Origin of the sequence: Nostoc sp., from assembly GCF_036917155.1 — a bacterium.
Lineage (GTDB): Bacteria > Cyanobacteriota > Cyanobacteriia > Cyanobacteriales > Nostocaceae > Nostoc.
The window spans coordinates 57,183-79,813 of sequence record NZ_JBALDZ010000249.1 but is presented as its reverse complement, the minus strand read 5'-3'; the positions used below and the strand labels follow the sequence as shown (position 1 = coordinate 79,813).

20 protein-coding genes and 1 pseudogene are annotated in these 22,631 nt (G+C 43.4%); 7 read left to right on the top strand and 14 right to left on the bottom strand.

The window, feature by feature from the left end:
* Positions 1-294: 294 nt before the first annotated feature.
* Positions 295-1,050, top strand: coding sequence for a superoxide dismutase (locus V7K67_RS33995; RefSeq protein ID WP_335170300.1), 756 nt, complete (start codon positions 295-297; stop codon positions 1,048-1,050).
* Between the two features lie 563 nt (positions 1,051-1,613).
* Here the strand turns inward: V7K67_RS33995 and rsmG are convergent.
* Both rsmG and V7K67_RS33985 read right to left on the bottom strand, forming a co-directional pair.
* Positions 1,614-2,348: a 16S rRNA (guanine(527)-N(7))-methyltransferase RsmG gene (rsmG, locus tag V7K67_RS33990; protein ID WP_335170298.1), complete on the bottom strand. Its 735-nt coding sequence runs from the start codon at positions 2,346-2,348 to the stop codon at positions 1,614-1,616.
* A 118-nt stretch (positions 2,349-2,466) separates the two neighbouring features.
* Positions 2,467-3,141 (bottom strand): ABC transporter ATP-binding protein, encoded by a 675-nt coding sequence (locus V7K67_RS33985; protein ID WP_334730008.1) that lies wholly within the window; start codon positions 3,139-3,141, stop codon positions 2,467-2,469.
* Between the two features lie 291 nt (positions 3,142-3,432).
* Here V7K67_RS33985 and V7K67_RS33980 point away from each other — a divergent pair, with 291 nt between their 5' ends.
* From V7K67_RS33980 to V7K67_RS33970, 3 genes are all read left to right on the top strand, one after another.
* Entirely contained in the window at positions 3,433-4,365 is a 933-nt protein-coding gene (locus tag V7K67_RS33980) for a Sll0314/Alr1548 family TPR repeat-containing protein (protein WP_334730009.1), read from the top strand.
* A 114-nt stretch (positions 4,366-4,479) separates the two neighbouring features.
* Entirely contained in the window at positions 4,480-4,932 is a 453-nt protein-coding gene (locus V7K67_RS33975; RefSeq protein WP_322673316.1) for a DUF3531 family protein, read from the top strand.
* A gap of 8 nt (positions 4,933-4,940) precedes the next feature.
* Entirely contained in the window at positions 4,941-5,372 is a 432-nt protein-coding gene (locus V7K67_RS33970) for an NUDIX hydrolase (protein ID WP_334730010.1), read from the top strand.
* A 182-nt stretch (positions 5,373-5,554) separates the two neighbouring features.
* Here the strand turns inward: V7K67_RS33970 and V7K67_RS33965 are convergent, their stop codons facing one another.
* The 5 genes and pseudogenes from V7K67_RS33965 to V7K67_RS34705 all read right to left on the bottom strand — a co-directional run.
* On the bottom strand, positions 5,555-5,824 hold the full coding sequence (locus V7K67_RS33965) for a ParE family toxin-like protein (RefSeq protein ID WP_334730011.1): 270 nt from the start codon (positions 5,822-5,824) through the stop codon (positions 5,555-5,557).
* Positions 5,821-6,039 carry a hypothetical protein gene (locus tag V7K67_RS33960; protein ID WP_334708370.1) on the bottom strand — a complete coding sequence of 73 codons (219 nt, stop codon included), beginning with the start codon at positions 6,037-6,039 and terminating at the stop codon, positions 5,821-5,823. Before V7K67_RS33960 ends, V7K67_RS33965 begins: the two co-directional genes overlap by 4 nt.
* Positions 6,040-6,249: 210 nt before the next feature.
* A complete protein-coding gene (locus tag V7K67_RS33955) occupies positions 6,250-6,459 on the bottom strand; it encodes a DUF6887 family protein (RefSeq protein ID WP_334708371.1) in 210 nt (69 codons plus the stop codon).
* Positions 6,456-6,638, bottom strand: a complete 183-nt coding sequence (locus V7K67_RS33950; protein WP_334708372.1) for a DUF6888 family protein — start codon at positions 6,636-6,638, stop codon at positions 6,456-6,458. Before V7K67_RS33950 ends, V7K67_RS33955 begins: the two co-directional genes overlap by 4 nt.
* Positions 6,639-6,672: 34 nt before the next feature.
* Positions 6,673-6,777, bottom strand: a pseudogene (locus tag V7K67_RS34705) (TRCF domain-containing protein); the annotation flags it as partial.
* 106 nt (positions 6,778-6,883) lie between these two features.
* Between V7K67_RS34705 and V7K67_RS33945 the strand changes: the two are divergent.
* Entirely contained in the window at positions 6,884-7,354 is a 471-nt protein-coding gene (locus V7K67_RS33945; RefSeq protein ID WP_334730012.1) for a DUF29 domain-containing protein, read from the top strand.
* 7 nt (positions 7,355-7,361) lie between these two features.
* Here the strand turns inward: V7K67_RS33945 and V7K67_RS33940 are convergent, their stop codons facing one another.
* The 5 genes from V7K67_RS33940 to mfd form a co-directional block, all read right to left on the bottom strand.
* Positions 7,362-7,571, bottom strand: a complete 210-nt coding sequence (locus V7K67_RS33940; protein WP_335170296.1) for a type II toxin-antitoxin system HicA family toxin — start codon at positions 7,569-7,571, stop codon at positions 7,362-7,364.
* Positions 7,568-7,771, bottom strand: a complete 204-nt coding sequence (locus V7K67_RS33935; protein WP_104908349.1) for a type II toxin-antitoxin system HicB family antitoxin — start codon at positions 7,769-7,771, stop codon at positions 7,568-7,570. The genes V7K67_RS33940 and V7K67_RS33935 overlap by 4 nt, the downstream gene beginning before the upstream one ends.
* A gap of 163 nt (positions 7,772-7,934) precedes the next feature.
* Positions 7,935-8,294: a PIN domain-containing protein gene (locus tag V7K67_RS33930; protein ID WP_334708374.1), complete on the bottom strand. Its 360-nt coding sequence runs from the start codon at positions 8,292-8,294 to the stop codon at positions 7,935-7,937.
* A gap of 124 nt (positions 8,295-8,418) precedes the next feature.
* Positions 8,419-8,679 (bottom strand): hypothetical protein, encoded by a 261-nt coding sequence (locus tag V7K67_RS33925; RefSeq protein WP_335170295.1) that lies wholly within the window; start codon positions 8,677-8,679, stop codon positions 8,419-8,421.
* A 56-nt stretch (positions 8,680-8,735) separates the two neighbouring features.
* Complete coding sequence (gene mfd, locus V7K67_RS33920; RefSeq protein ID WP_335170294.1) at positions 8,736-12,359, bottom strand: transcription-repair coupling factor; 3,624 nt, start codon at positions 12,357-12,359, stop codon at positions 8,736-8,738.
* Between the two features lie 421 nt (positions 12,360-12,780).
* Here mfd and V7K67_RS33915 point away from each other — a divergent pair, with 421 nt between their 5' ends.
* Positions 12,781-14,109 (top strand): hemolysin family protein, encoded by a 1,329-nt coding sequence (locus V7K67_RS33915; protein WP_334708376.1) that lies wholly within the window; start codon positions 12,781-12,783, stop codon positions 14,107-14,109.
* A 96-nt stretch (positions 14,110-14,205) separates the two neighbouring features.
* Here the strand turns inward: V7K67_RS33915 and V7K67_RS33910 are convergent, their stop codons facing one another.
* Positions 14,206-15,387: an aldo/keto reductase gene (locus tag V7K67_RS33910; RefSeq protein ID WP_334730014.1), complete on the bottom strand. Its 1,182-nt coding sequence runs from the start codon at positions 15,385-15,387 to the stop codon at positions 14,206-14,208.
* 384 nt (positions 15,388-15,771) lie between these two features.
* A complete protein-coding gene (locus V7K67_RS33905) occupies positions 15,772-21,690 on the bottom strand; it encodes an amino acid adenylation domain-containing protein (protein ID WP_335170293.1) in 5,919 nt (1,972 codons plus the stop codon).
* Between the two features lie 738 nt (positions 21,691-22,428).
* On the opposite strand from V7K67_RS33905, the gene V7K67_RS33900 reads away from it, so the two are divergent.
* Entirely contained in the window at positions 22,429-22,554 is a 126-nt protein-coding gene (locus tag V7K67_RS33900; RefSeq protein ID WP_335170292.1) for a hypothetical protein, read from the top strand.
* The last annotated feature ends 77 nt before the right edge of the window (positions 22,555-22,631 follow it).

Sequence of the window (22,631 nt, the reverse complement as noted above, 5' to 3'; positions counted from 1 at the left end):
AATTACCGCAATACAAGGTTTAGTCAATCAACATACCGAACTTCTCTCTGTGCTTGAGTCTCAAGCCCTGAAATACCAATTAGATAGCTAGGGAAGCTCCGCCCATATTTTGTGCCAGTTGCGTAAGTCCTGGTAAAAATACATAACGTTTTGAATGTTAGTACTTAATATTACAAGTCTAAAAAAAGTTTCTTAAACTGCCAGCAATAATTGCCAATTCCCAATTTTTTGTAGCCAGAATCTAAGAAAATAAAAACTGCAATAGAGACTTAATCGATTCGCTGCAAAACTTCTATGACTATTAATCGACGCAATTTCTTGTTTATATTCACAGCAGGTGCAGGTGCTTTTGCATTAGATGCTTGTGCATTAGCAGACAAATCTCCTGAGGGAAATACTGCAACTCCCGATACAACACCAAATACAACAGGTGCTATCCAACTGCCCCCTTTAGCTTACGCCTACGAAGCACTGGAACCGCACATCGATGCCAAAACGATGCAATTTCACCACGATAAACACCATGCAACTTATGTAAAAAACCTGAATGCAGCCTTAGACAAACACCCAGAACTCAAAGGTAAAACTGTTGAAGAACTGTTGCAGAAACTTGACAAAGTACCACAAGATATTCGCAAAACAGTACGCAATAATGGGGGTGGTCATGTCAACCACTCAATGTTCTGGAAAATTATGAAGCCAAAAGGTGGGGGAGAACCAACAGGAGATATAGCCTCTGCTATTAATAAAAACTTTGGCTCTTTTGCAGCTTTCAAAAAACAGTTTAACGAAGCTGGTGCTGGTCGTTTTGGTAGTGGTTGGGTTTGGCTAGTACGTAACAAGAATGGCAAGTTGGAAGTGACAACTACAGCTAATCAAGATAGTCCCTTAAGTGAAGGCAAATATCCTATCCTGGGTAATGACGTATGGGAACACGCCTATTATCTCAATTACCAGAATCGCCGCACCGATTATTTAGATGCTTGGTGGAACGTAGTTAATTGGGATGAGATTAACAAGCGGTTTGCAGCCGCAAGTAAATTTGCTTAAACATTGAGACAAGGAGAAAAGCAGGAAGAGATAGAAAAAATAAAAACTTGATCTTCCGCTCCTGTCCAAATAATTTGTAATTACGAATTAGCAAAAAAAATTGTAGGTCGGGTGGAGGCTTTGCCAAAGCCAACATCCTGATATATGTTGGGTTGCGCTCCGCTCCACCCAACCTACCTACGTCTAATGCACAATTTTTTTGCTTGCCACGCCACTAAGCATTTTTTCAGAAAGCGAACTACTCCGCCGTAAGACGGACGTAGCTCTCCTAATTCATCAGGAACAGCCTCCAGAACTCCGTAGTACTAGAAAGTCTGACATTCCCTCCTCTTGTCAGGAGTCCTGGTTCCCAAGACCCAAATCTTCTTCTTGCAACATATACCTATTAGCTTGGTTTTCGCTTATGGCATTGATGGTCAAGACCAAATAATTCTATCAGAAAATCCCCCGCTCACAATCCCCACCTTATGAGTACATTGAAGGTGGAGACTTCCGCGACATGTTAAACCGGATTCCTATAGCTTTGTACCGTTTGTAATTACGAATTACGAATTACGAATTAGTTAAAGAGGTTTTTGGGTAGGTACACCAATAGCACGAGGAAATTGAACTGGTGTGGTGGCTACCTTACGCAAATAGACACAGTGGCGGATGCTGTGACTCAGAGGTGTTGTAAATTGTTCGATTGATTCAATCACGCCACCCAACTGCTTCACAGCATTCTGCAAAGCAGTTGTTTCATCTTCTGTCCAATTACCGCGATAAATTATGGCTAAACCTCCCTGTTTGAGCAGTGGTAGGGTATATTCTGCACAGACCGAGGCTGTACCGACAGCACGAATCAATGCAATATCGTAAGCTAATCGATACTGGGGATGATGACCAATTTCTTCCGCTCTACCAACAAGAGTTTTAGCATTGGTAAGGGCAAGTTCAGTTAATATATTGTCGATAAAAGCAATTTTTTTCCCAGTGGAATCGAGAAGAGTAATTGTGCAATTAGGTAGAGTAATTGTCACTGGAATACCTGGAAAACCCGCACCTGTACCAATATCGATGAGAGCAGGGGAAGCAGTAGAGAAATTTGCTGATAACAGGGGTGCAATTCCTCGCAGAGAATCCCAGAGATGTTTTTCCCAAAATTCTTGGGGGTCAGTGATGCGAGTTAAATTTAGTTGGCGATTACCTTCTAGGATTAACTCATAAAGCTTTTGAAATTGCGCTTGCTGTTGGACAGTTGGTTGCCAATTGAGAGTTTGCTGCCAGATTTCTGCCATCTCAGGCAATAAGTTTGTCATTGGGCATGGGGCATTGGGCATTAGGCATTGGGCATGGGGCATGGGGCATTAGGCATTGGGCATGGGGCATGGGGCATTTATTCTTTCTTCCCCCACTCCCCACTCCCTACTCCCCCTTTCATACTGCTGGTAGAGGTTCTTTAGCTTTGGCTTCTAGTGTCTTTGGGTCTACTGATTCTAGTTCACCGTGGTTAAGTGTCCAGCAACGGTCTGCGATCGCTAGCAAATCCCCAGCATCGTGTGTCACTATTAACAGTGTCCAATCTTGTTTCAGTTTCGCTAATAAATTTACCAGTTGCCGACGCATTGACCAATCTAACCCAGCTGTGGGTTCATCTAATAACAGTAAATTTGGCTGGCGAATCAATTGCACTGCCAAAGCTAAACGTCGTTGCTGACCACCACTCAAAGCATGAGGGGCAACGGAAAGCGATAAATGCTCTAATCCCACTTCACTCAGCGCTTGTCTGACTCGTTCTGACCCTAACTCAGGATGTCCTAAACGCAATTCTTCTAAAATCGAACCGCCGCAAAAGTGCCGCTCTGGAAACTGAAATACCAACCCAGCCAATTGTTGTAGCTGTTCGGCTATCAGTTCTTGTTCCCGCCAGAAGAGTGCGCCGGTTGTGGGTTCGGCTAGTCCCGACAAAATTTCTAGTAAGGTACTTTTACCTGAACCACTCGGGCCAATAATCAGACCTAGCTGCTGGGGTGCTAATTCCAAGTTGATCGATTTGAGAATCGCTGTTGGGCACGCTGTAGGATGATAATTTACATTTCGGAGATAGAGCATTTGTTAAGATTACCAAAAAGTCAGCAAATTACTGATTAACTACACTAAGAGTATCTAGAAAATTCTGGAAAAATTTATAGCGTATTATCTGCCTTAACACCTTAATCTCGCAGCAAGAATCATTTACATTTTCTCTATTGTGGCAGACTCACCGTAACAGTGCTGAGTAACATTAGCGATAGCGGGGCGTTTAACCTGTGCTGAGTAAAAAAGTAAAATTAAACTTAACCATTTTTTGTATTCTAAGTAACGCATACAACTATTTCAACCGCAATTATTCTGAGGGTTAAAATGACTAAAAGGTTTTCTTCGCCTCGATTAATAGTGTCTGCTCAACTCATTACCCTTGCTCAGACTGCTTTTGCCGCTGCGTTCGCACTTAATTTTTGGGTAAGTCCTTCTCTAGCTGGTGATCCGTTTCGCAATAACGAACCTCATCAAATTGGCGACCTAACAGAAGCAGCTTTTAAAGCAATTTTCCAACAAGGTAATTATCCAGCAGCAGATCGCTATCTGCAACAAGCAATATCCAAAGAGCCAAACGAACCTCTAGCTTATGCCATAAAGGCATCTTTAGCATACGGAAATAAGGATTGGGCTAAACTCGACACCTACAGCCAGAAAACTTTAGAAACTGGACAAAAACTAATTTCTAGCGATCCGTTGCGTGGTAATTTATACACTGCTGTTGGTCATTTTTTAGAGGGTGCAGTAGTTATCACCCGTGAGGGTACAGTCAAGGGTGTGCCGCAAGCCTTTAGTCGGTTGCGACAAGTTTATGAATATTTAGATAAAGCCGAAGCCATTTCTGCCAACGATCCAGAACTGAATTTAATCAAGGGTTATATGGATTTATTATTGGCGGTTAATTTGCCTTTTGCTAGCCCAGATCAGGCAATTGGACGCTTAGAACAAAATGCTGCTCCCCAGTATCTAGTAGATCGGGGTGTTGCTCTTGCTTACCGAGATTTAAAAAGGTATGCACAAGCACTAGAGTATGTCAACCGAGCGATTAAAACCACATCCGATAATCCAGAAATTTATTATCTCAAAGCCCAAATCCTGAAAGAACTGGGGCAAAAAGAAAAAAGCCAGCAGATGATCCAGGAAGCGATCGCTAATTTTGACAAAGCATTGACTAAAAAATCCCAACTCCCAGGCGATTTAGTCAAACAAATTGAGCATGAACGCAAAAATGCTGTTAGCCTTAACAATCCTGGGTAATTGGGCATTGGGCATTGGGCATTATTGGTTATTCTCCCTCATCCCCCTCATCTCCCTCATCTCCCTACTTTGATATGCTTATTTGCAGAACATTAATTGAGATATTAGACCAAAATGGAGATTCAGTTTCGCGAAATTAATCCTTTTGATGTGTGGATTTGGCTGAAATTCAGCACAAATCCTTCTGCGCGTGAAAAGCAGTATGTAGAAGAAGTTTTCAATTCCTGGTTTTATCTGGGTAAATTGGGTGCATTTAATGCAGAGAATCTTCAGGTGCAGGACACTGGACTCGATATCAGCTACATGAATTATGATGAACAAGGTTATGACAAAAGCCTACTAGCACTGATGCACAATATTGGTGAGTTTGAATACGAGGGTCAGTGGGGACGTTGTTGGTTTGACTTAGGAACCAGTGATGCGATCGCTCTGGATATTTTAATCAACGCCCTCACACAGCTAAGTCAGGAATATGTGACCATTGAAGAATTGTACATCGGTGGCGAAAATCCCGATTGGCCTATTGAGGATAGTGAAAGTCGTCCTCAGTCTATCTACGATAATTAGTTATAAAAATGAATAAAGCAGGTGAAATTCGGGTAATAGCCTTGGGGCTAATTAGGAATGGCGAACGCATATTTCTTTCTGAAGGCTACGACCCCGTAAAGCAAGAAACATTTTATCGGGCTTTAGGCGGTGGTGTTGAATTTGGTGAAACCAGCCGCGCCGCCTTAGAACGGGAGTTTCAAGAGGAAATTCAGGCAGAATTAACGAATATTAAATATCTCGGTTGTATAGAGAACCTGTTTATATTTAATGGCAGGCAAGGTCATGAAATTATTCAGCTTTATCAATGTGACTTTGCTGATTCAAAATTTTATCAACTAGAAAGTTTAATTTTTTCCGAATCACCACATCATAAACATAGAGCGTTATGGATAGATATATCTCGCTTGAAATCAGGAGAATTCAAATTAGTACCTGAAGTCTTTTTTGAATATTTATAAATTATCTTAATTTGCTCATTGAGAGATGATACTATATATAGTATCAAAAATTTGAGGTATAAAAAAGCGATCGCTCTAATTAACAGCAATCTATGTTAATTCTGCTTTAGATTTTGCCAGCCTTCCTGCACGTTAAGCACTCATCTTTTGATCCAAATTAGGTATGCGATCGCACTGCGTAACTACAACTGAGAGAGCAACTTGTTATACTCTGTGTGTGAACCAAGCCAAAACCAAATAACGGTATCTCCATTTAACTGTCCAACCGCTCGATAATTTTTGCTAATCCGTGCTGAATAAATTGGTAGTTCTGGATGTACTTTTTTGAAGCGCAAGCTGGGATGGCTCGGATCTTGTTTGAAGAGGCGGTATGCCTGACGCGTTTGCTCTTGAACTTGCTCAGGAAGATCAGCAAACCCTTGACGAAACTGAGCGGTTATACGTGACTTCACAACGTATCTGGATCTAACTCTTGGGTTTTTCCTGCGAGGTATTCAGCCATTGCCTCAGTTGCCAGGAAAGCGAGTACATCAGGGGAACGGGCGAAAGCTTCATCCCAAGAGCGCTCATCTTCTAGTTCTTCTAAAATCATTGCCGCGATCGCATCTTGTTCATTGGCAGGCAAGTTTTTTAGTTTAGCGATCGCTTGTTCAAGTAGCTCTGTCATGGCTGTCAATCGTTACGAAAGTCATACTATAAATGATCTCTGCTTGCACTCTGTTGGGGTTGTTTGCGATCGCCACTTACAGTGGACGTTTATGCCTGGACTTAACCTAAGAGAATACCGGACTCTTAACACCAGACCATTGACAATGTAGCCCCAATACTTCAATTAATGACAAATAACGCATTCGGCCAAACGTCGGTAGAGTTCTGATTACTCAGTCTGGTTTAACTTTTTCCTAAAAATTGCTTCGACTTCAGTTTTGGGATCGGCAAGGTCGAAAGGATATGGTTGACGATTGGCTGGATTACGGCGACTCATCAATATCTCCAATGCCGCCTGGAAAGCTTGCTGATCATTTCTGTGTTCAGAAAGGTACTCTTTTAACTCAGTATTTGTCATCTCAGACAGATTCGATGTCATAGAACAAACTCCCAACTTCCATCTTCATCGATCACAAGTGCAATCTCATCACTGACCCCAGCTTGAATGTAAATGGTCTTGAATTTCTGGTCGTAACGAAAAACTTGAATTGGCTGGTATAGACTAGAAAGGAGTTGACAGACAAATATGGCAGTATCTGACTGTTCTCGTGTGGGCAAGCTGGAACCTCCTCGTATGTGCCAATAATAGCCTATCAGGAGTGAGTGCGCTAAGTCCGAGTTTTTTCGCTAGCTGTTTGAGTTCCATGACTCGCAAAAGTTGATTTGCAGAGATTGGTAAAGTACCATAGCGATCGCTCTCAATAGTAGAAGTAGTAGAGTTTGAGACAGTTCTACAATAAAAGCAAAGACGTTGAGGTTGAACTAATCTAATGGGTGTACCCGAAACAAACCCAAAGATACCAATGCCTTCACCAAGCCTCTACGAAACTGATTTTTACGCTTGGACACAGGAACAAGCAACTTTACTTCGCAATGAGCAGTGGAGTCAGATTGATCTGCAAAATCTGATTGAGGAGATTCAATCTTTGGGTAAACAGCAACGTCAAGAATTACGAAACCGTCTGAGTGTGTTGATTGGACATTTACTAAAATGGCAATATCAGTCAGGGCGTCGTAGCCGTAGCTGGTTGGCAACACTTCGTATTCAACGCTTAGATATTGCTGAACTGCTTGAAGACAATCCTAGCTTAAAGCCCTACCTTGAAGAAGCACTTCGCAAAGCCTACCTTAAAGGTGTCGAATTGGCTGTTGGAGAAACAGATTTGCCCAAGCGGACTTTTCCGGTGGAGTGTCCTTACAGTTTGTCAGAGATTGTGGACTATGATTTTTACCCTGGTGAACCAAGCAAGTTAGTGGATGAATCAGAGCAGTAATTTGAAATTAAAGTAAATCCTCTTCAGATAGCTGGGCTATTTTCATCAAAGCTTTCAAGGTTCCAACTTTCAAATCTTGATTGCGGTGAACAAGAATTGACAGGATTTTTTCTACTTCGGGGTTTTCATAAATATGATGACTGCCAGTAATTCTTTGCAAAACCCAACCTTTTTGTTCCACAATCTTACAAAGTTGCTTGCCAGAAATCGATTTCATACAGCAATTTCGACAACTTGATCTGTTGACTCAATTGCATTACGACTGTTAGCAACTTCAAGCCAACCTTCAATAGCATCCTTTAAATTAGCCATCACCTCTTCTATGGTGTCTCCTTCAGTGATACAACCGGGAAGCGCGGGAACCTCTGCCCAATAGCCGCCTTCTTCTGCTGGATGAATGATTGCTCTGATTTTCATAAACCTGTTGAGCTAGTTTGTGAGAATATACTAATAACCATAACTGTTTGCTCTTAACTGTGGCTACTCAAATTAATGTTATCCACTCCAACAGAGTGTTAGGCTACGCTAACGGACTGCCTACACTTCTCTTTAAAGTTCAAGCATATCCATTGGATAGGTATTAACGTGTGTAGGGCTGTGCCATAACAAGACCGGGAATAACACGGTAATGTTTAACATTGAATGTACAAAGTGTTGCACCTTGCCCAACAGCACAAGCAGCTATCAGCGCATCTAACAACCCTAAACTGTGAGATAAATGGTAGGTCGTAAAGTCAGACAAGGCGTGAGTCAAGTCAGCCTCAGTAGCCCAGACTACAGGTAGCGGCGCAACCAGTTTTAGAGCATTACTCAACTGTTGCTTGTTTTGAGAATCCTGAATCATTTCCATGACTACAAAGCCGGGCACACTGGGCAACTCTGATAGACTGGCAAACCAACTTATTGCAGGAGCATGACCTCGTTGAATATCAATAGACATCTGGTGAAAATGAATGTAGAGACGTAGCACTGCTACGTCTCTACAAGGACTCTGGATAACGCATATTTAATTTCTGGAGATGTCTAATCAAAACGTCGGTATCTAGCAAATACATCTACTTTACCTATTCTCGCTCACGGGTTTGGGCCTCGTGGCGTAACTTACGAGCGTATGCTTGACTATCTGTAATATCAGGTCGTGAGTTTATCACACCTTCGCTCTGCCAATAAGCAACGAGTTCGGCTCCTGTCCTCGGTGGATTTGCTAAAACTTGCCTCACAGAAAGAATCCGAAGAATGTATTCAGAAATAGGAAGGTTTAGCCGAGAAGCTTCAGTAAAAAGCTCGTTTTCTAGCTCTGGCGGCAAATCAAGATTAATACTCACTCTGGTTATCCTCTGTAGATTTGGTTCTTAATTGATAGAAACTTGAGCAAAACTTATCAAACAATAGCCGCCTCTGGAATTGCACCTTGCATTCTCCCGAAAGCATCAATCAAATTCTGCAATTGTTGATCTGCTTTAAAAACTCCTAACCCGCGCACCGTCACTTTACCTGGAGAATACACAAAGCGCGTCTTGAGATTGTCTGGTAAATTCGCCGCCAACAAATTCCAAGCTGGTTCTTCCATTGGCGTTTCTAAAACGACATGCTGCTTTTGTTCTGGCTTAATGCGGCTAAATCCGAGTTTTTTCGCTAGCTGTTTGAGTTCCATGACTCGCAAAAGTTGATTTGCAGGGACAGGTAAAGTACCATAGCGATCGCTCCACTCGGCTGCAATTAACTTTAATTCTGATTTAGATTTGGCTGTGGCCACCGCCCGGTAAGCACTCATCTTTTGATCCAAATCGGTAATGTAATCTGCTGGGATAAATGCCGTCAGGTTGAGATCAATTTGGGTATCCTCCACTTTCGGAATTTCTTGTCCTCGGATTTCCCGAATTGCTTCTTCCAGCATTTCCATGTATAAATCAAAACCGATGGCATCCATTTGACCGGATTGTTCAGCACCTAGCAAATTACCCACACCTCTGATTTCCATGTCGCGCATCGCTAGTTGATACCCAGAACCTAACTGAGTAAATTCCTGAATCGCTCGTAATCGTTGCCGTGCTGCATCAGATAACGTCCGTTGCTTCGGATAAAATAACCAAGCATGAGCTTGGATACCTGCACGTCCCACACGACCGCGTAATTGATACAACTGTGCTAACCCAAAGCGGTGAGCATCTTCAATCAAAATCGTGTTGACTCGCGGAATATCTAAGCCAGATTCAATAATTGTCGTACAAACGAGGATATCTGCATCGCCATTGCTGAAAGTGAGCATGGTTGATTCTAACTCGCTTTCATCCATTTGACCGTGAGCGATCGCAAACCTAGCACCTGGTATCACTTCTCGTAAATTGGCTGTTGTTTCTTCAATGCCGTCCACTCGTGGAACTACATAAAATACCTGTCCGCCTCTGTCTAATTCTTGACGAATCGCAGTGCGGATACTTTCGGAATTAATCGGTGACAAATGGGTTTTAATCGGTCGTCTGGTTGGGGGTGGCGTGGTAATCAAACTCATTTCCCGAATTCCTGACAAGGACATATACAAAGTTCGGGGAATGGGAGTGGCGGAGAGGGTAAGCACGTCCACTTGAGTTTTCAAGCTTTTAATTTTCTCTTTCTGGTTTACCCCAAATCGCTGTTCTTCATCCACCACCAACAGCCCTAAATCTTTGAATGCCACACCTTTACCCAAAAGTTGCTGTGTGCCAACAACTACATCTAGTTCACCAGTTGCCAATCGTTTTTGAATATCGCGGCGTTCTTCAGCAGAGCGAAAACGGTTGAGCAAACCGACATTTACGGGGTAAGGTGCAAAACGTTCTTTGAGTGTATGGTAATGTTGCTGTGTTAAAATAGTCGTTGGCGCAAGGAGTGCCACTTGTTTACCGGCGGTGACTGCTTTAAAAACAGCACGAATCGCCACTTCCGTCTTTCCAAAACCGACATCGCCACAAACTAAGCGATCCATTGGGCGATCGCTTTCCATGTCGCGTTTTACATCTTGAACAGCTTTGAGTTGATCCGTCGTGGGTTGGTAGGGGAAAGAATCTTCTAGTTCCTCCTGCCAAGGCATATCACTGGGAAAGCTAAAACCTTGTTGTTGCGATCGCGCTGCATACAGTTTCAACAAGTCCACCGCCAATTTTTTGATAGCTTTGCGGACTTTATTCTTGGTATTTTCCCAAGCTTTACCAGTCATTCTGTTGAGTTCCGGTGCTTTATCACCTCCGGCGCGGAACCGGGATAAAGCACCTACTTGATCGGCTGCCACTCTAAGTAAGCCATCAGCATATTGCACCACCAAATAATCACGGGTTTCGTCATTAATCGTCAAACTTTCCAGCTTGACAAATTTGCCAACACCATGATTTCTGTGAACTACATAATCACCGGGACGCAGCTTATTGGGATCAACTTGCTTAGAAGTAGCTTTGTGGCGCTTGCGGATATAGCCGGGAGTGGCCAAGGAATGCTGCCCAAAAAATTCTCGATCTGTAACGATTACTACTCGATAGGTAGGCAGGATAAAACCTTCAAGTTCCGCAAGACCAGAATATTTTAGGGCTATAGGAATATGGTTGATTTGCAGTTTATCGATCGCTTGGTAGTCGCGGGGATTGGGGATAAACTGAGCCGGACAATCATGTTCTTGCAACAGCGAGACAGAACGGGAAGGTTGAGCAGAAAGCAGCCAAATCGAGAAATTGCGATCGCGTTCTTGGCGGATGGTTTCAGCTAGTTTAGCAAACTGGTGTGGCGTAGCTGGAACAGGACGACTAGCAAGATTGATCCCACTATTTTCCTCTGACAGTTCCGATAAATATAATGTTTTAAATTTGGCAACATCAGCCAAACACTCATCAAACGAACGGTGAATTTTCGGCAATGTTAGGGGAGATTCTTCCCCATACCCAATACTCCATTGTTCTTGGGCATTTTCTACCCAGCGATCGCTATGAGCATGACACTGTTCTGGCTCATCAATGGCAATCAGGGTATTTTCTGCTAAGTAGTTTAGCAGAGATGCTGGTTGCTCAAACGCCAACCCCAAAAAGCGACGACTACCCTCAATCAGCGATGAGTTAGGAGTTAAGAGTTCTGAGTCAGAATTTAACTCAGCACTTAGCACTCGGAACTGGGCACTCTTGTTGAGTGCCGCCATCACCACAGGAGTAAAGCTAGTGGGGGTAAGAATTATCTGGTCAACTTTGTCGAGGGCAGAACGTTGGGTTGCGGGGTCAAATTCCCGCATTTGCTCAATTTCATCGCCAAACCATTCCAACCGGATTGGTAACTCAGAAGAAACCGGAAAGACATCAACAATATCGCCCCGCCGGCTCCATTGTCCTTCCATTTCCACTAAAGGCACTCTTTCATACCCCAAAATAGTTATTTTCTCACTGAAGGCATTCAAGTCTAATTCCATCCCCTTTTTCAGAGTAAGACAGAATTGCCCAAAAGCTTCTGGTGGAGGTAAATGAGGTTGCAACGCCCCTTGAGTAGCGACAATCGCCAAAGGTCGCTTCGCTCCAGGATTGGGGGTTGGGGATTGGGAATTGGAAAGAGATAAAGGAGTAACTTTTTCACTAATTCCTCCTTCTCCCCCCAGTCCCCAGTCCCCATTACCCCTGATCCCCAGAGGGGGCCCCACCTTCCCCAATCCCCGATCCCCCATTCCCAAATCCGCCAATACCTGCATTTGCCCCCAACTCATCTCAGTTTCCGGGTCAAAAGGTTCGTAGGGAGAAGCCTCGGAGGTGGGGTAAAAATGTACTGTTTGCCATCCCATTGCCTCCAGTTGTGCGTAAACGCGTCCAGCTTCTTCCAGCGTGGCGCAAACCACAAATAAATCCTTGCCCTGAGCCTGTGCTAATGCCGAAGCTACCAGAGCTTTAGGCAGCCTGGGAATGCCATTTAACCGCAATTCTTGTTGTCGATTCAGCTTAGAAATAAATTCAGTAGTGAGCGACGATCGGCCTAAGGCACGCACAATAGAAGAAAATGACATAAGTACTACTAGCGATGGGAGTCTATGGATTAGAAAATCTTGAGGCAGTTTATGTCAACCATTTTAAAAGTGTTAACAGCTTTCTTATTCCTTCGATGGCAGAATAATGCACAGCAACTAATGAAAGGGAACAGGGAAATAAGCCACCCACTAGGGGCAGTGGGGTTTCAACCTACCTTGCGATACAAGGATTTTTTCTCTGAGGAGACGCTAGCGCGAACACGCAACTTGCGGGTGTTCGCGCAGCGGGATTTTGCGGTAGCCTCTCGTAGAGAAGTACGGTTTTGAACCTTTACTTTTTTCATAAACTTAAGAACTATAACTATTACTTTGTGTATAGTCAAAGCATTTATTGAAGCACCTTTAATACTAGATACTAGGGATTGAGCTACGTTCGCTCTGATAAACCGCAATTTTAAACATGTCCTCCATAACTTTTGAAATTTTAATCATTTTGGTGCTAATTATTGCCAATGGCGTGTTTTCGATGTCTGAGATGGCGATTGTCTCGGCACGGAAAGTTAGGCTACAGCAGCTTGCCAATCAAGGAGATGCTAAGGCAAGGGTCGCATTAAAACTAGCTGAGTCTCCAAATCATTTCCTGTCAACCGTCCAGGTGGGTATTTCCCTGATCGGTATCCTGACTGGTGCTTTTGGAGGAGCAACAATTGCTAGCCGAGTGGCCATCTACGTGCGACTTATTCCCTTATTAGCACCTTATAGTGAACCGATATCCTTTGGAATAGTGGTTTTGCTCATTACTTATTTCTCACTCATTGTTGGCGAATTGGTACCGAAGCGTCTGGCATTAAACAACCCAGAAAGGATTGCCTCGATTGTAGCTATTCCGATGCAAGCCTTGGCGGCGCTCGCTTCTCCTGTAGTCTTTCTCTTAAGTGCATCTACAGATTTGATCCTGCGATTACTGGGAATTACAGCTTCTACCGAGCCGCAAGTTACTGAAGAAGAAATTAAAATTTTAATTGAGCAAGGGACTGAGGCGGGAACCTTTGAGGAAGCTGAACAGGATATGGTGGAGCGAGTCTTTCGTTTAGGCGATCGCCCTGTCAGCTACTTAATGACACCCCGTCCCGATATTGTCTGGCTAGACTTAGACGGTTCTCCCGAAGAAAATCGCCAAAAAATGGTTGATAGTGCCTATTCTCGGTATCCAGTTTGTCAGGGGGGACTTGACAATGTGCTGGGTGTTATTCCTGTCACCGACTTATTAGCCAGGAGTTTCCGAGGGGAACCACTAGACTTGACCATCGGATTGCGACAGCCCGTATTTGTGCCAGAAAGCACCCGTGGCTTGAAAGTTTTGGAATTGTTCAAGCAAACCATCACTCACATGGCGCTGGTAGTCGATGAATACGGCGTGATTCAAGGATTAGTGACTCTCAACGACATCATGAGTGAAATTGTCGGTGATGTTCCTTCCACAGATGGACAGGATCAACCACAAGCTGTACAACGCGAAGATGGTTCCTGGCTTTTGGATGGGATGTTGCCTGTGGAAGAGTTTTTGGAACTTTTCGGTATGGAAGAATGGGAATCTGACGAACGCGGCAGCTATCAAACCTTAGGTGGTTTTGTCATCACCCATTTGGGTCGTATTCCTGCCGCAGCAGACCATTTTGAATGGCAAAGTATGCGAATTGAAGTGATGGATATGGATGGTAATCGGGTTGATAAGGTGCTAGTCGTACCTAAGGCAGTTAAATCAGCAGATACAAAAAAATCTGATTAGGATTGGGCATTGAGCATTGGGCATTGGGCATTGGGCATTGATATTATTGTTTAGTATTTGCCGACACCATAGCCAATGCCCTATTTATGTAATTTGTCAAGTGCGAGATAGACGTTTGACCTCTTCACCCGCCAACAACTGATGAGCTTGTTCTAGAAATTGGGGGATTTTATCGGCGTGGGGATTGCGGGCGAGAGATTGCCGTAAGTCTAATTTCTCTAGCCGATCGGCTTTGTTGCCGGGGAACCAGTGGCCACCATTGCCAAGGAGGTTGTAGCGCATTTTAGCGTACTCTACCAGATCGTAGGCGATCGCTAAATTCCGCAGCCACAAAATTACCCGAATATTTACCTCACCAGGTGTTTGGTCAAAGGTTGGTAGATTTGTTTGCCAGGATTTTACCCAATCTTCTCCCAAAGTAGCGATCGCTTCTTCTTCCAACCTGGCTAAAATTGGTGGCAAAATTTCTGATGCCTGATCGATTAATTCTAAAGTCTTCAGGTGTTCATCAAAATCTTGTGGTTTCGCTGCTCCTATACTTAGGGTATGCACCTCTTGATGACTCAAACAAAACAAATCATTAAACACCATTGGACTCAACGGGGCGCAAAGATTTACTAATTTTTTTGGAGGTTCATACAACAGACCGCCTTTATTAGATGGGCTAATAATAAACACACCCATATCATGGCGTTTAGCTGCTTCAATTGCCGCCCAATTCCATTGATTAATGTAGTACCAGTGCAGGTTTACATAATCAAATTGATTGGTATTAATTGTTTGCACAATCATATCTGTTGAGCCGTGTGTAGAAAAGCCAATAAATCTAACTTTTCCCTCTGCTTGCAACTGCTGCGCTACTTCCAAACAGCCACCGGGACGGATGCTATCATCTAACGACTCAGGATGATTGATACCGTGCAACCCTAAAAGGTCAACATAATCTAGTTGAAGATTTCGCAATGATTGTTCAAATGTCTCGCGGAATTCTTTCGCATCTGCCTTTGGGCTGATTTTGGTCTGAACAATCAACTTTTCACGGGGAAGCTTGGGTAATATTCTCCCCAATTGCATTTCAGAAGTGCCATAGCCACGGGCAGTTTCAATATGATTAATTCCAACTTCAACCGCCCTTTTAATAGTCGCTTCCAGATTCGCCTGCTTATCAGCAGGAATTTCATGATTGGGAACATCCTCCCATTTGAACTGATATCTCATGCCACCGCAGGAAAACACTGGCATCTGTAATTCGGTGCGTCCAAATCGTCTATATAACATCAGTGGATTGTGGATTATTTAGCAACGTGACATCTCCCGCCACTGAACGGAGTACCGTTTCAGTGGGGGCTTCCAAGACAATCCGGCTACCGCTTAGGAGGCTCTTGGCTTTTGAGAACGGAATGCCCTACCGCTCTATTCTTTTGTTGGTCAATTCCTCATTGCCCACCTTATATCCCGCCACTGACCTGGGTACAGGTTCAGTGGGGGACTTACGGTGTAAAGTTAAAAAAAAGGATTTTAGCCTTAACTGAACCGTATTGCCCTATAGCAATCTTATCTGATTATAAAAATTGCAAGGCTGGGATGCTCGACTTCTCTAAAAAGTTGAGCATCCCAGTAGTTTTGAGTTGTGAGGAGGTAGCCGGTTGTCAGATACCCTTCTTAATTCTTTGGGGACTGCGCCTGGATTAAGCAATTTTTCAATTTTTCGGCTAACACTTGTACGTTGGGTTCATTAAGTAGGTCAAGGTGAGATCCGGGAACATAATGGATATCTAATCCTCCAGCCACCAGGTCGCCCCAGCCAAATTGTGGGTCGTATTGTGTGCCTATAGCTTCATCCCGATTTTGATCTTCTGTCCGCAAGAGGATAGCTTGACCAGCATAAGGTGAGAATGTATATTCACTACCCGCTTGAATATTAGCATCTACGCTTTTTAAGTGCTTGTCAGTTTTAGGTAAATTAAGTACCTCTTCTAAGTAACGGTTATATGTATTTTGGAGATGCTGCTGACGCCAATAGCTCCATCTCACAATCTTTTTCCAAAGGTAGATAGGCCCTTGTTTAACTATATTATTTAAATGCAAAAAAGCTCGCTTGAGAAATGGCGCTCGCCAGCTATAACCTAAACGACAACTATCAAACAGAACCAGAATACCAACTTGTTCGCCTTGCTCTTGGAGTTGTTGAGCCATCTCGAAGGCAACTACACCTCCAAAAGAATAACCTCCCAGAAAATAAGGCCCTTTGGGCTGAAGAGTCTTGATTTCTTGAATATAGTGAGTTGCCATTTCTTCAACTCGCCTATGGAAAGGGTATTTTTCATCTAGTCCTTGTGGCTGTAGTCCGTAGAATGGTTGCTCTGAACCCAGATGCAGTGCCAATTCACGGAAACATAAGACTTCTCCACCCAGTCCGTGGATGCAGTAAAAAGGTGGCTTGGAACCGTTGGGTTGAATTTCTACCAAAGATGACCAGTTAGATTTTGATTTGTCTAAGGTATTTACTATAGCCAAGTTTCTTGCTGCTATTTCTTCTTGGGAGATTATTTTGGCTAGAGCCTCTACAGTACCTGATTGGAACAGAATGGCAAGAGGTAGATTTTTACTAAATGTCTTCTCAATTTGCCAAAACAGTTTTACTGCTAGTATGGAATGTCCTCCTAGCTCAAAGAAGTTGTCCCTAACACCGATAGGCTGGACACCTAAAATTTGCTCCCAAATTTTGGTTAGTTGCAATTCTAATTCATCACGGGGAGCAACGTAGGTGTTTTCAGAATCAAGCCTGGTTGAGTCTGGTGCTGGTAAAGCGCGGCGGTCAATTTTGCCGTTGGGGGTTAGGGGTAAGGTTTCTAGTAAAACGAAAGCACTAGGCACCATATATTCTGGCAGTTGTTCTTTGAGGAAATGGCGCAGTTCGTCTGTGTTTGGTGTCTGTTCTGAGTGAGGAACGATGTAGGCGACTAGTCGCTGGTTTTCGGGATGATCGACTCTCGCTGTCACGACAGTTTGCTGTATGGTAGGGTGCTGTGCTAGTAAAGCTTCGATTTCTCCAAGTTCGATCCGGAAACCACGAATTTTTACCTGATGATCGATTCTACCGATATATTCAATGTTGCCATCGTGAAGGTAACGGGCTAAGTCTCCAGTTTTGTAAAGTTTTTCACCTTCATTAAAGGGATGGGAAATAAATCGCTCGGCTGTTAAGTCTGGACGGTTCAGATAGCCTTTGGCAACTCCGATACCACCAATATAAAGTTCGCCGATCGCACCCAAGGGAACTGGTTGGAGATGGGAGTCGAGAATATAAAGTTGAGTGTTGGCGATCGCTCTGCCAATCGGTACACTTTTTAAGTTACTCTCTCTTTGACACTGCCAAAATGTGACATCAATTGCGGCTTCGGTAGGTCCATAGAGGTTGTGTAGTTCACATCCCATCGGTTCAAAAAACCGCTCCTGGAGGTCAACTGGTAAGGCTTCTCCACTACAAAACACCCGTCTTAAAGATTTGCAATCTTCTAGCCCTTTGGTTTCTAGAAATATCTGCAACATGGAGGGTACAAAGTGCAGGGTTGTAATTTCCTCTTGGGTGATGGTGTTGATTAAGTAAGTTGCATCTCGCTGTCCGCCAGGTTTAGCCATCACTAAACGCGCCCCTGTCAATAGGGGCCAGAAAAACTCCCAAACTGAAACATCGAAACTAAAAGGCGTTTTTTGCAAAACGCGATCGCTTCCAGTTAGCTTGTAAGCATCTTGCATCCATATTAAGCGATTGCAAATTCCCCGATGGGTGTTCATCGCGCCCTTGGGTTTGCCAGTAGAACCGGAGGTGTAAATTACATAAGCTAAATCTAGAGGCTGGACGCTGGAATTGGGATTGCAATTGCTTTGTTGTGAGATTGTTTCCCAATCGGTATCCAGACAAACTTTCTGGCTACTTGTAGGCAGACGATCGACTAAATCCCTTTGGGTTAACAGCACCGCAGGTTGACAATCGCCTAGCATATATGCTAGACGCTCTTGAGGATATTCAGGATCAAGAGGTACATAAGCGCCGCCAGCTTTGAGAATCCCTAACAGTCCGACTACCATTTCTAAGGAACGCTCAACACAAATGGCTACTAATACATTTGGCTGGACTCCACAAGTTTGCAAGTAGTGTGCTAGTTGGTTGGCACGACTATTTAGCTCACTGTAGGTAAGGTGCTTGTCTGCAAATTTTACAGCGATCGCATCTGGTGTTTTCTCTACCTGCGCTGCAAATAACTGGTGTAGACATTCAGATAAATCGTAGTCAGTTTGGGTATCATTCCACTCTACTAGTAGCTGATGCTGTTCGGCTGCTGTTAACAGAGGCAAATCTGCAATATGCTGTTCTGCATTGGCGACGATGCCTTCAAGTAAAGTTTGGAAATGCCCTACCATTCTAGCGATCGTTGTCGCATCAAATAAATCTGTGTTGTATTCAATTCCACCTTTGATCCCCTCTGAAGTTTCTGACAAATCGAGGGTAAGCTCGAACTTGGCTGCACCACTATTAACTTCTAGTGGGGTAATGTTCAATCCTGGAAGTTCCCAGACTTCCCTTGGGGTATTGTGGAAGGCAAACATTACCTGAAACAGGGGTGAGTGACTCAGATTTCTTTCTGGCTGTAGTTCTTCTACTAGCTTCTCGAAGGGTAGGTGTTGGTGGGAGTATGCTCCTAGTGTTACTTCTCGAACTTGACTAAGTAACTGCCGGAAACTTGGATTCCCAGAAAGATTAGTGCGTATGGCTAGGGTGTTGACAAAGAACCCAATCAACCCTTCGGTTTCAACTTGGTTGCGACCAGCAATGGGAGAACCAATGAGAATGTCTTCTTGTCCAGTGTAACGGTGCAGTGTTGTCCCAAAAGCTGCCAGCAATGTCATGAATAAAGTGACACCCTCCCGACGAGAGAGTTCTTTGAGCGCTGCACTCAATGACTGGGGTAGAATCAGGGATTGCACTGCTCCCTGGTAAGTTTGGACTGGTGGTCGTGGTCGGTCAGTTGGTAATTCTAATACAGTCTTGGCACCTGCTAACTGGGTTTTCCAGTAGTTGATTTGGTCTGATAGTATTTCACCTGATAGCCATTGGTGTTGCCAGACAGCAAAATCGGCATACTGGATGGGCAATTTTACCAGGGGCGAAGGCTTACTGCTCAAAAAGGCTTGATAAACGGCCGCTAACTGCTGCCAAAGAATGCCTATTGACCAGCCATCTGACGCGATGTGGTGCATGACCAACAGAAGTATATGCTGCTGTTCGTCTATTTGGAGCAAGGTAGCTCGCAGCATCAAGTCAGTTTCTAAGTTAAAGGGGCGTTGCGCCTCTTGATTTAGAAGACATTCTACTTGCTGTTGTGTTACCTTAATTACCTTCAGTTCCACTGACTGAGGCGTGCGAATTACTTGTATGGGGCTACCATCAAGTGATGTAATAAAATTGGTTCGTAGTGCCTCGTGATGGATAGCGATCGCATCTAGTGACTGTTGCAACACTACCGTATTTAACTTGCCCTTTAACCTCTGTGCATTGGAGACGATATATGCGCGGCTGTCGGGTTGCAACTGTTGCAAAAACCACACTCGCTGCTGGGCAAAGGATAAAGGGGCTGACTCCCGATTGGCTATTTGGGGAATAGTCTGATTTTGGGGATTATTTTCTTGAGTCTGATTTTGGGCAATCGCTTCAGCTAAAGTAGCGATCGTTGGATTTTCAAATAAGAGTTGCAACGGTATTTCTATTTGAAAGGCTTGGCGAACCCTAGACATCACTTGAGTAGCCAGCAGTGAATGACCTCCCAATTCAAAAAAATTGTCGTAGATGCCTACTTGTTCCCGACGCAAAACTTTCGCCCAGATAGTAGCCAAGACTTCTTCTGTCGAATTTTGAGGTGGAACAAAGTTAGTTGACAGCCTAATATCAGATGTATCCGGTGCAGGCAAAGCGCGGCGGTCTATTTTCCCGTTAGGATTTAGTGGTAGGGTGTCCAAAAATACAAAGAAACTAGGCACCATATATTCAGGTAGCTGTCCTTGCAAAAAGCGGCGCAATTCTACCTGGCTAGGGATTTGCCCTGGACTGGCAACAATATATGCCACAAGTTGCTTATCCCCAGTCACATCCTCTCTAGCTATAACTAAAGTCTGCGTCAGTGCTGGATGTTGACCTAATATGGTTTCAATTTCTCCTAATTCAATTCGGAAGCCACGTATTTTAACTTGGTCGTCAATGCGACCAAGGAATTCGATATTATCATCGCTCAAATAACGTGCCAAATCCCCAGTTTTGTAGAGGCGTGCCCCAGGTTCAGAGCTAAAAGGGTCGAGAATGAACTTATCTATGGTTAATTCTGGACGGTTGAGATAGCCTCGCGCTAGACCAATACCGCCAATATGCAATTCACCTGATTCACCAACAGCTACAGGTTGCAGGTTTTCATCGAGGATGTGAATCTCTGCATTCGTAATGGGGCGACCAATGGGAGCAATTGCATAATTAGTTCCGCGCTGGCAAGTCCAGAAAGTGGTATCAATAGAAGCTTCTGTCGGGCCGTAACAATTATGCAGAACATTGTCCAAATTCAGTTGGGCGAAAAAGCGTTCTAGGAGTTCGCCAGGTAAAGCTTCACCACCACAAATAATATGTCTGAGGAATCGGCAATTCTCAATTCCCTTCTCTTCTAATAAGACACGCAGTATAGAGGGTACTAAGGCCAGAACGGTAATTTGCTGCTCAGTAATCACCTTTACAAGGTAGGCGGTGTCCTGATGTCCAGCAGGGCGAGCCATGAACAATTGCCCTCCAAAGCACAATGGCCAAAATATCTGCCATACTGAGGGATCGAAGCTAAAAGAAATAGTCAGTAAAACTTTGTCTGCCTGAGTTAATCCAAAGGTTGTTTGCTTCCAGTGGAGTTGATTGCAGATACCACGGTGAGGAATCATTACACCCTTGGGCTGTCCTGTAGAGCCAGATGTGTAGATTACGTAGATGAGATGATCTGGGGTCGTTTCATTTACAGGATTTTCTTGACTGTTTTGGATATCCTCTTGCCAGTTTGAGTCCAGACAAACTACTTGCGCCTGATGTGGTGGTAGATTATTGAGAAATTTTTCTTGGGTTAGCAATACTGGTGTCTGCGTGTCTTCCAAGATAAAGGCTAAACGTTCTGAGGGATATGTCGGGTCTAAAGGCACATAAGCGCCTCCAGCTTTCAGAATGCCTAGTAGTCCTACAATCATCTCTAAGGAGCGCTCTAGGCAAATGCCCACAAGTACTTCAGGCCCAACACCTAAAGCACATAAGTAGTGCGCTAGTTGATTTGCCCGTTGGTTTAATTGCCGATAAGTAAGCTGTGTATTTTCACATACTACAGCAATTGCTTGGGGCGATCGCTCGACCTGCATCTCAAACATTTGATGGATGCACAGATCCCGATCATGAACTACTTGGCTATCATTCCATTCTTGTAGAACTTGAGTGCCGATGATGTTAGCTAAGGTATTTAACGGAATATTTTGCTTATACTCAGAAGCCTGGCTATTTATCTGCATTTTCTATATATCAACTCCATCAGGAAATTGCATTCATTTTTTGATTTAATTTATTTATTGTATAGTTGTGTTTATAGCAAATTCTATGTGAAACTGCATATTAACGCCTTCAGAGTAGCAGCTTTTGCCTACAGGAACGAAACCTAGCTAGCCTTCAAAGCGTTACGCTGCAAATAGTTTGACTTCCACAAAAGATATAGCTTATGATTTACCATACTCCAAACTAGTAAATATATATCTTCAAGTTAAATTTGCATTTTAAGTTATAATCATCGATTTACTCCTAGCATAATGTCCCTCATATTTTTACCAATACTTTGTTCTCAACTGCAACTCTAAAATATGATTAAAATCAAAATTTTTTATTCTCATTTTGTTGACTTACAGGCAGAAACTAGCATTTTGTTTACAGTCTTATCTTTAGTTAACAGATATTTTTATTGGTTTTATTTCAGCCAAGTAAATAAAATATATGTACATAGCTAAAAAAAGTTTATCCTTTTTTATAAAAATTTGCTGAAGTCAGAAATAATTATTACTAAATCTTCATTGTGTTTCTAGCTATGTAAAAATCCTGTAAAGTCATGATTATCATTTGCTTAAATAGTTAAGTAAGTAGCCAGTAGCCGCAATAAACTGGATACACAAAAACATAAGATAGCAACTGGGCACTGGAAATTACAGCCAGTATTCTTTACTTAGCACTCAGCAACAAGTCTCTGATTGTAGCAAATAGAAATGTTAATTCATCCTACGGCTATGAAAACATCGCAAGTCTTTACCGACGCACTGCTGCGATCGCTCGTTTTCATAAAAAGCCGTGGGAAAATCGAAGTCGTTAGTACCAATGACCAAGAACAGTAGATCAGAAAAATTTACTCTCTCTCATGATATAAAAATATCTACAACGTATATATGACAATGCTCACAGATATCAGGCA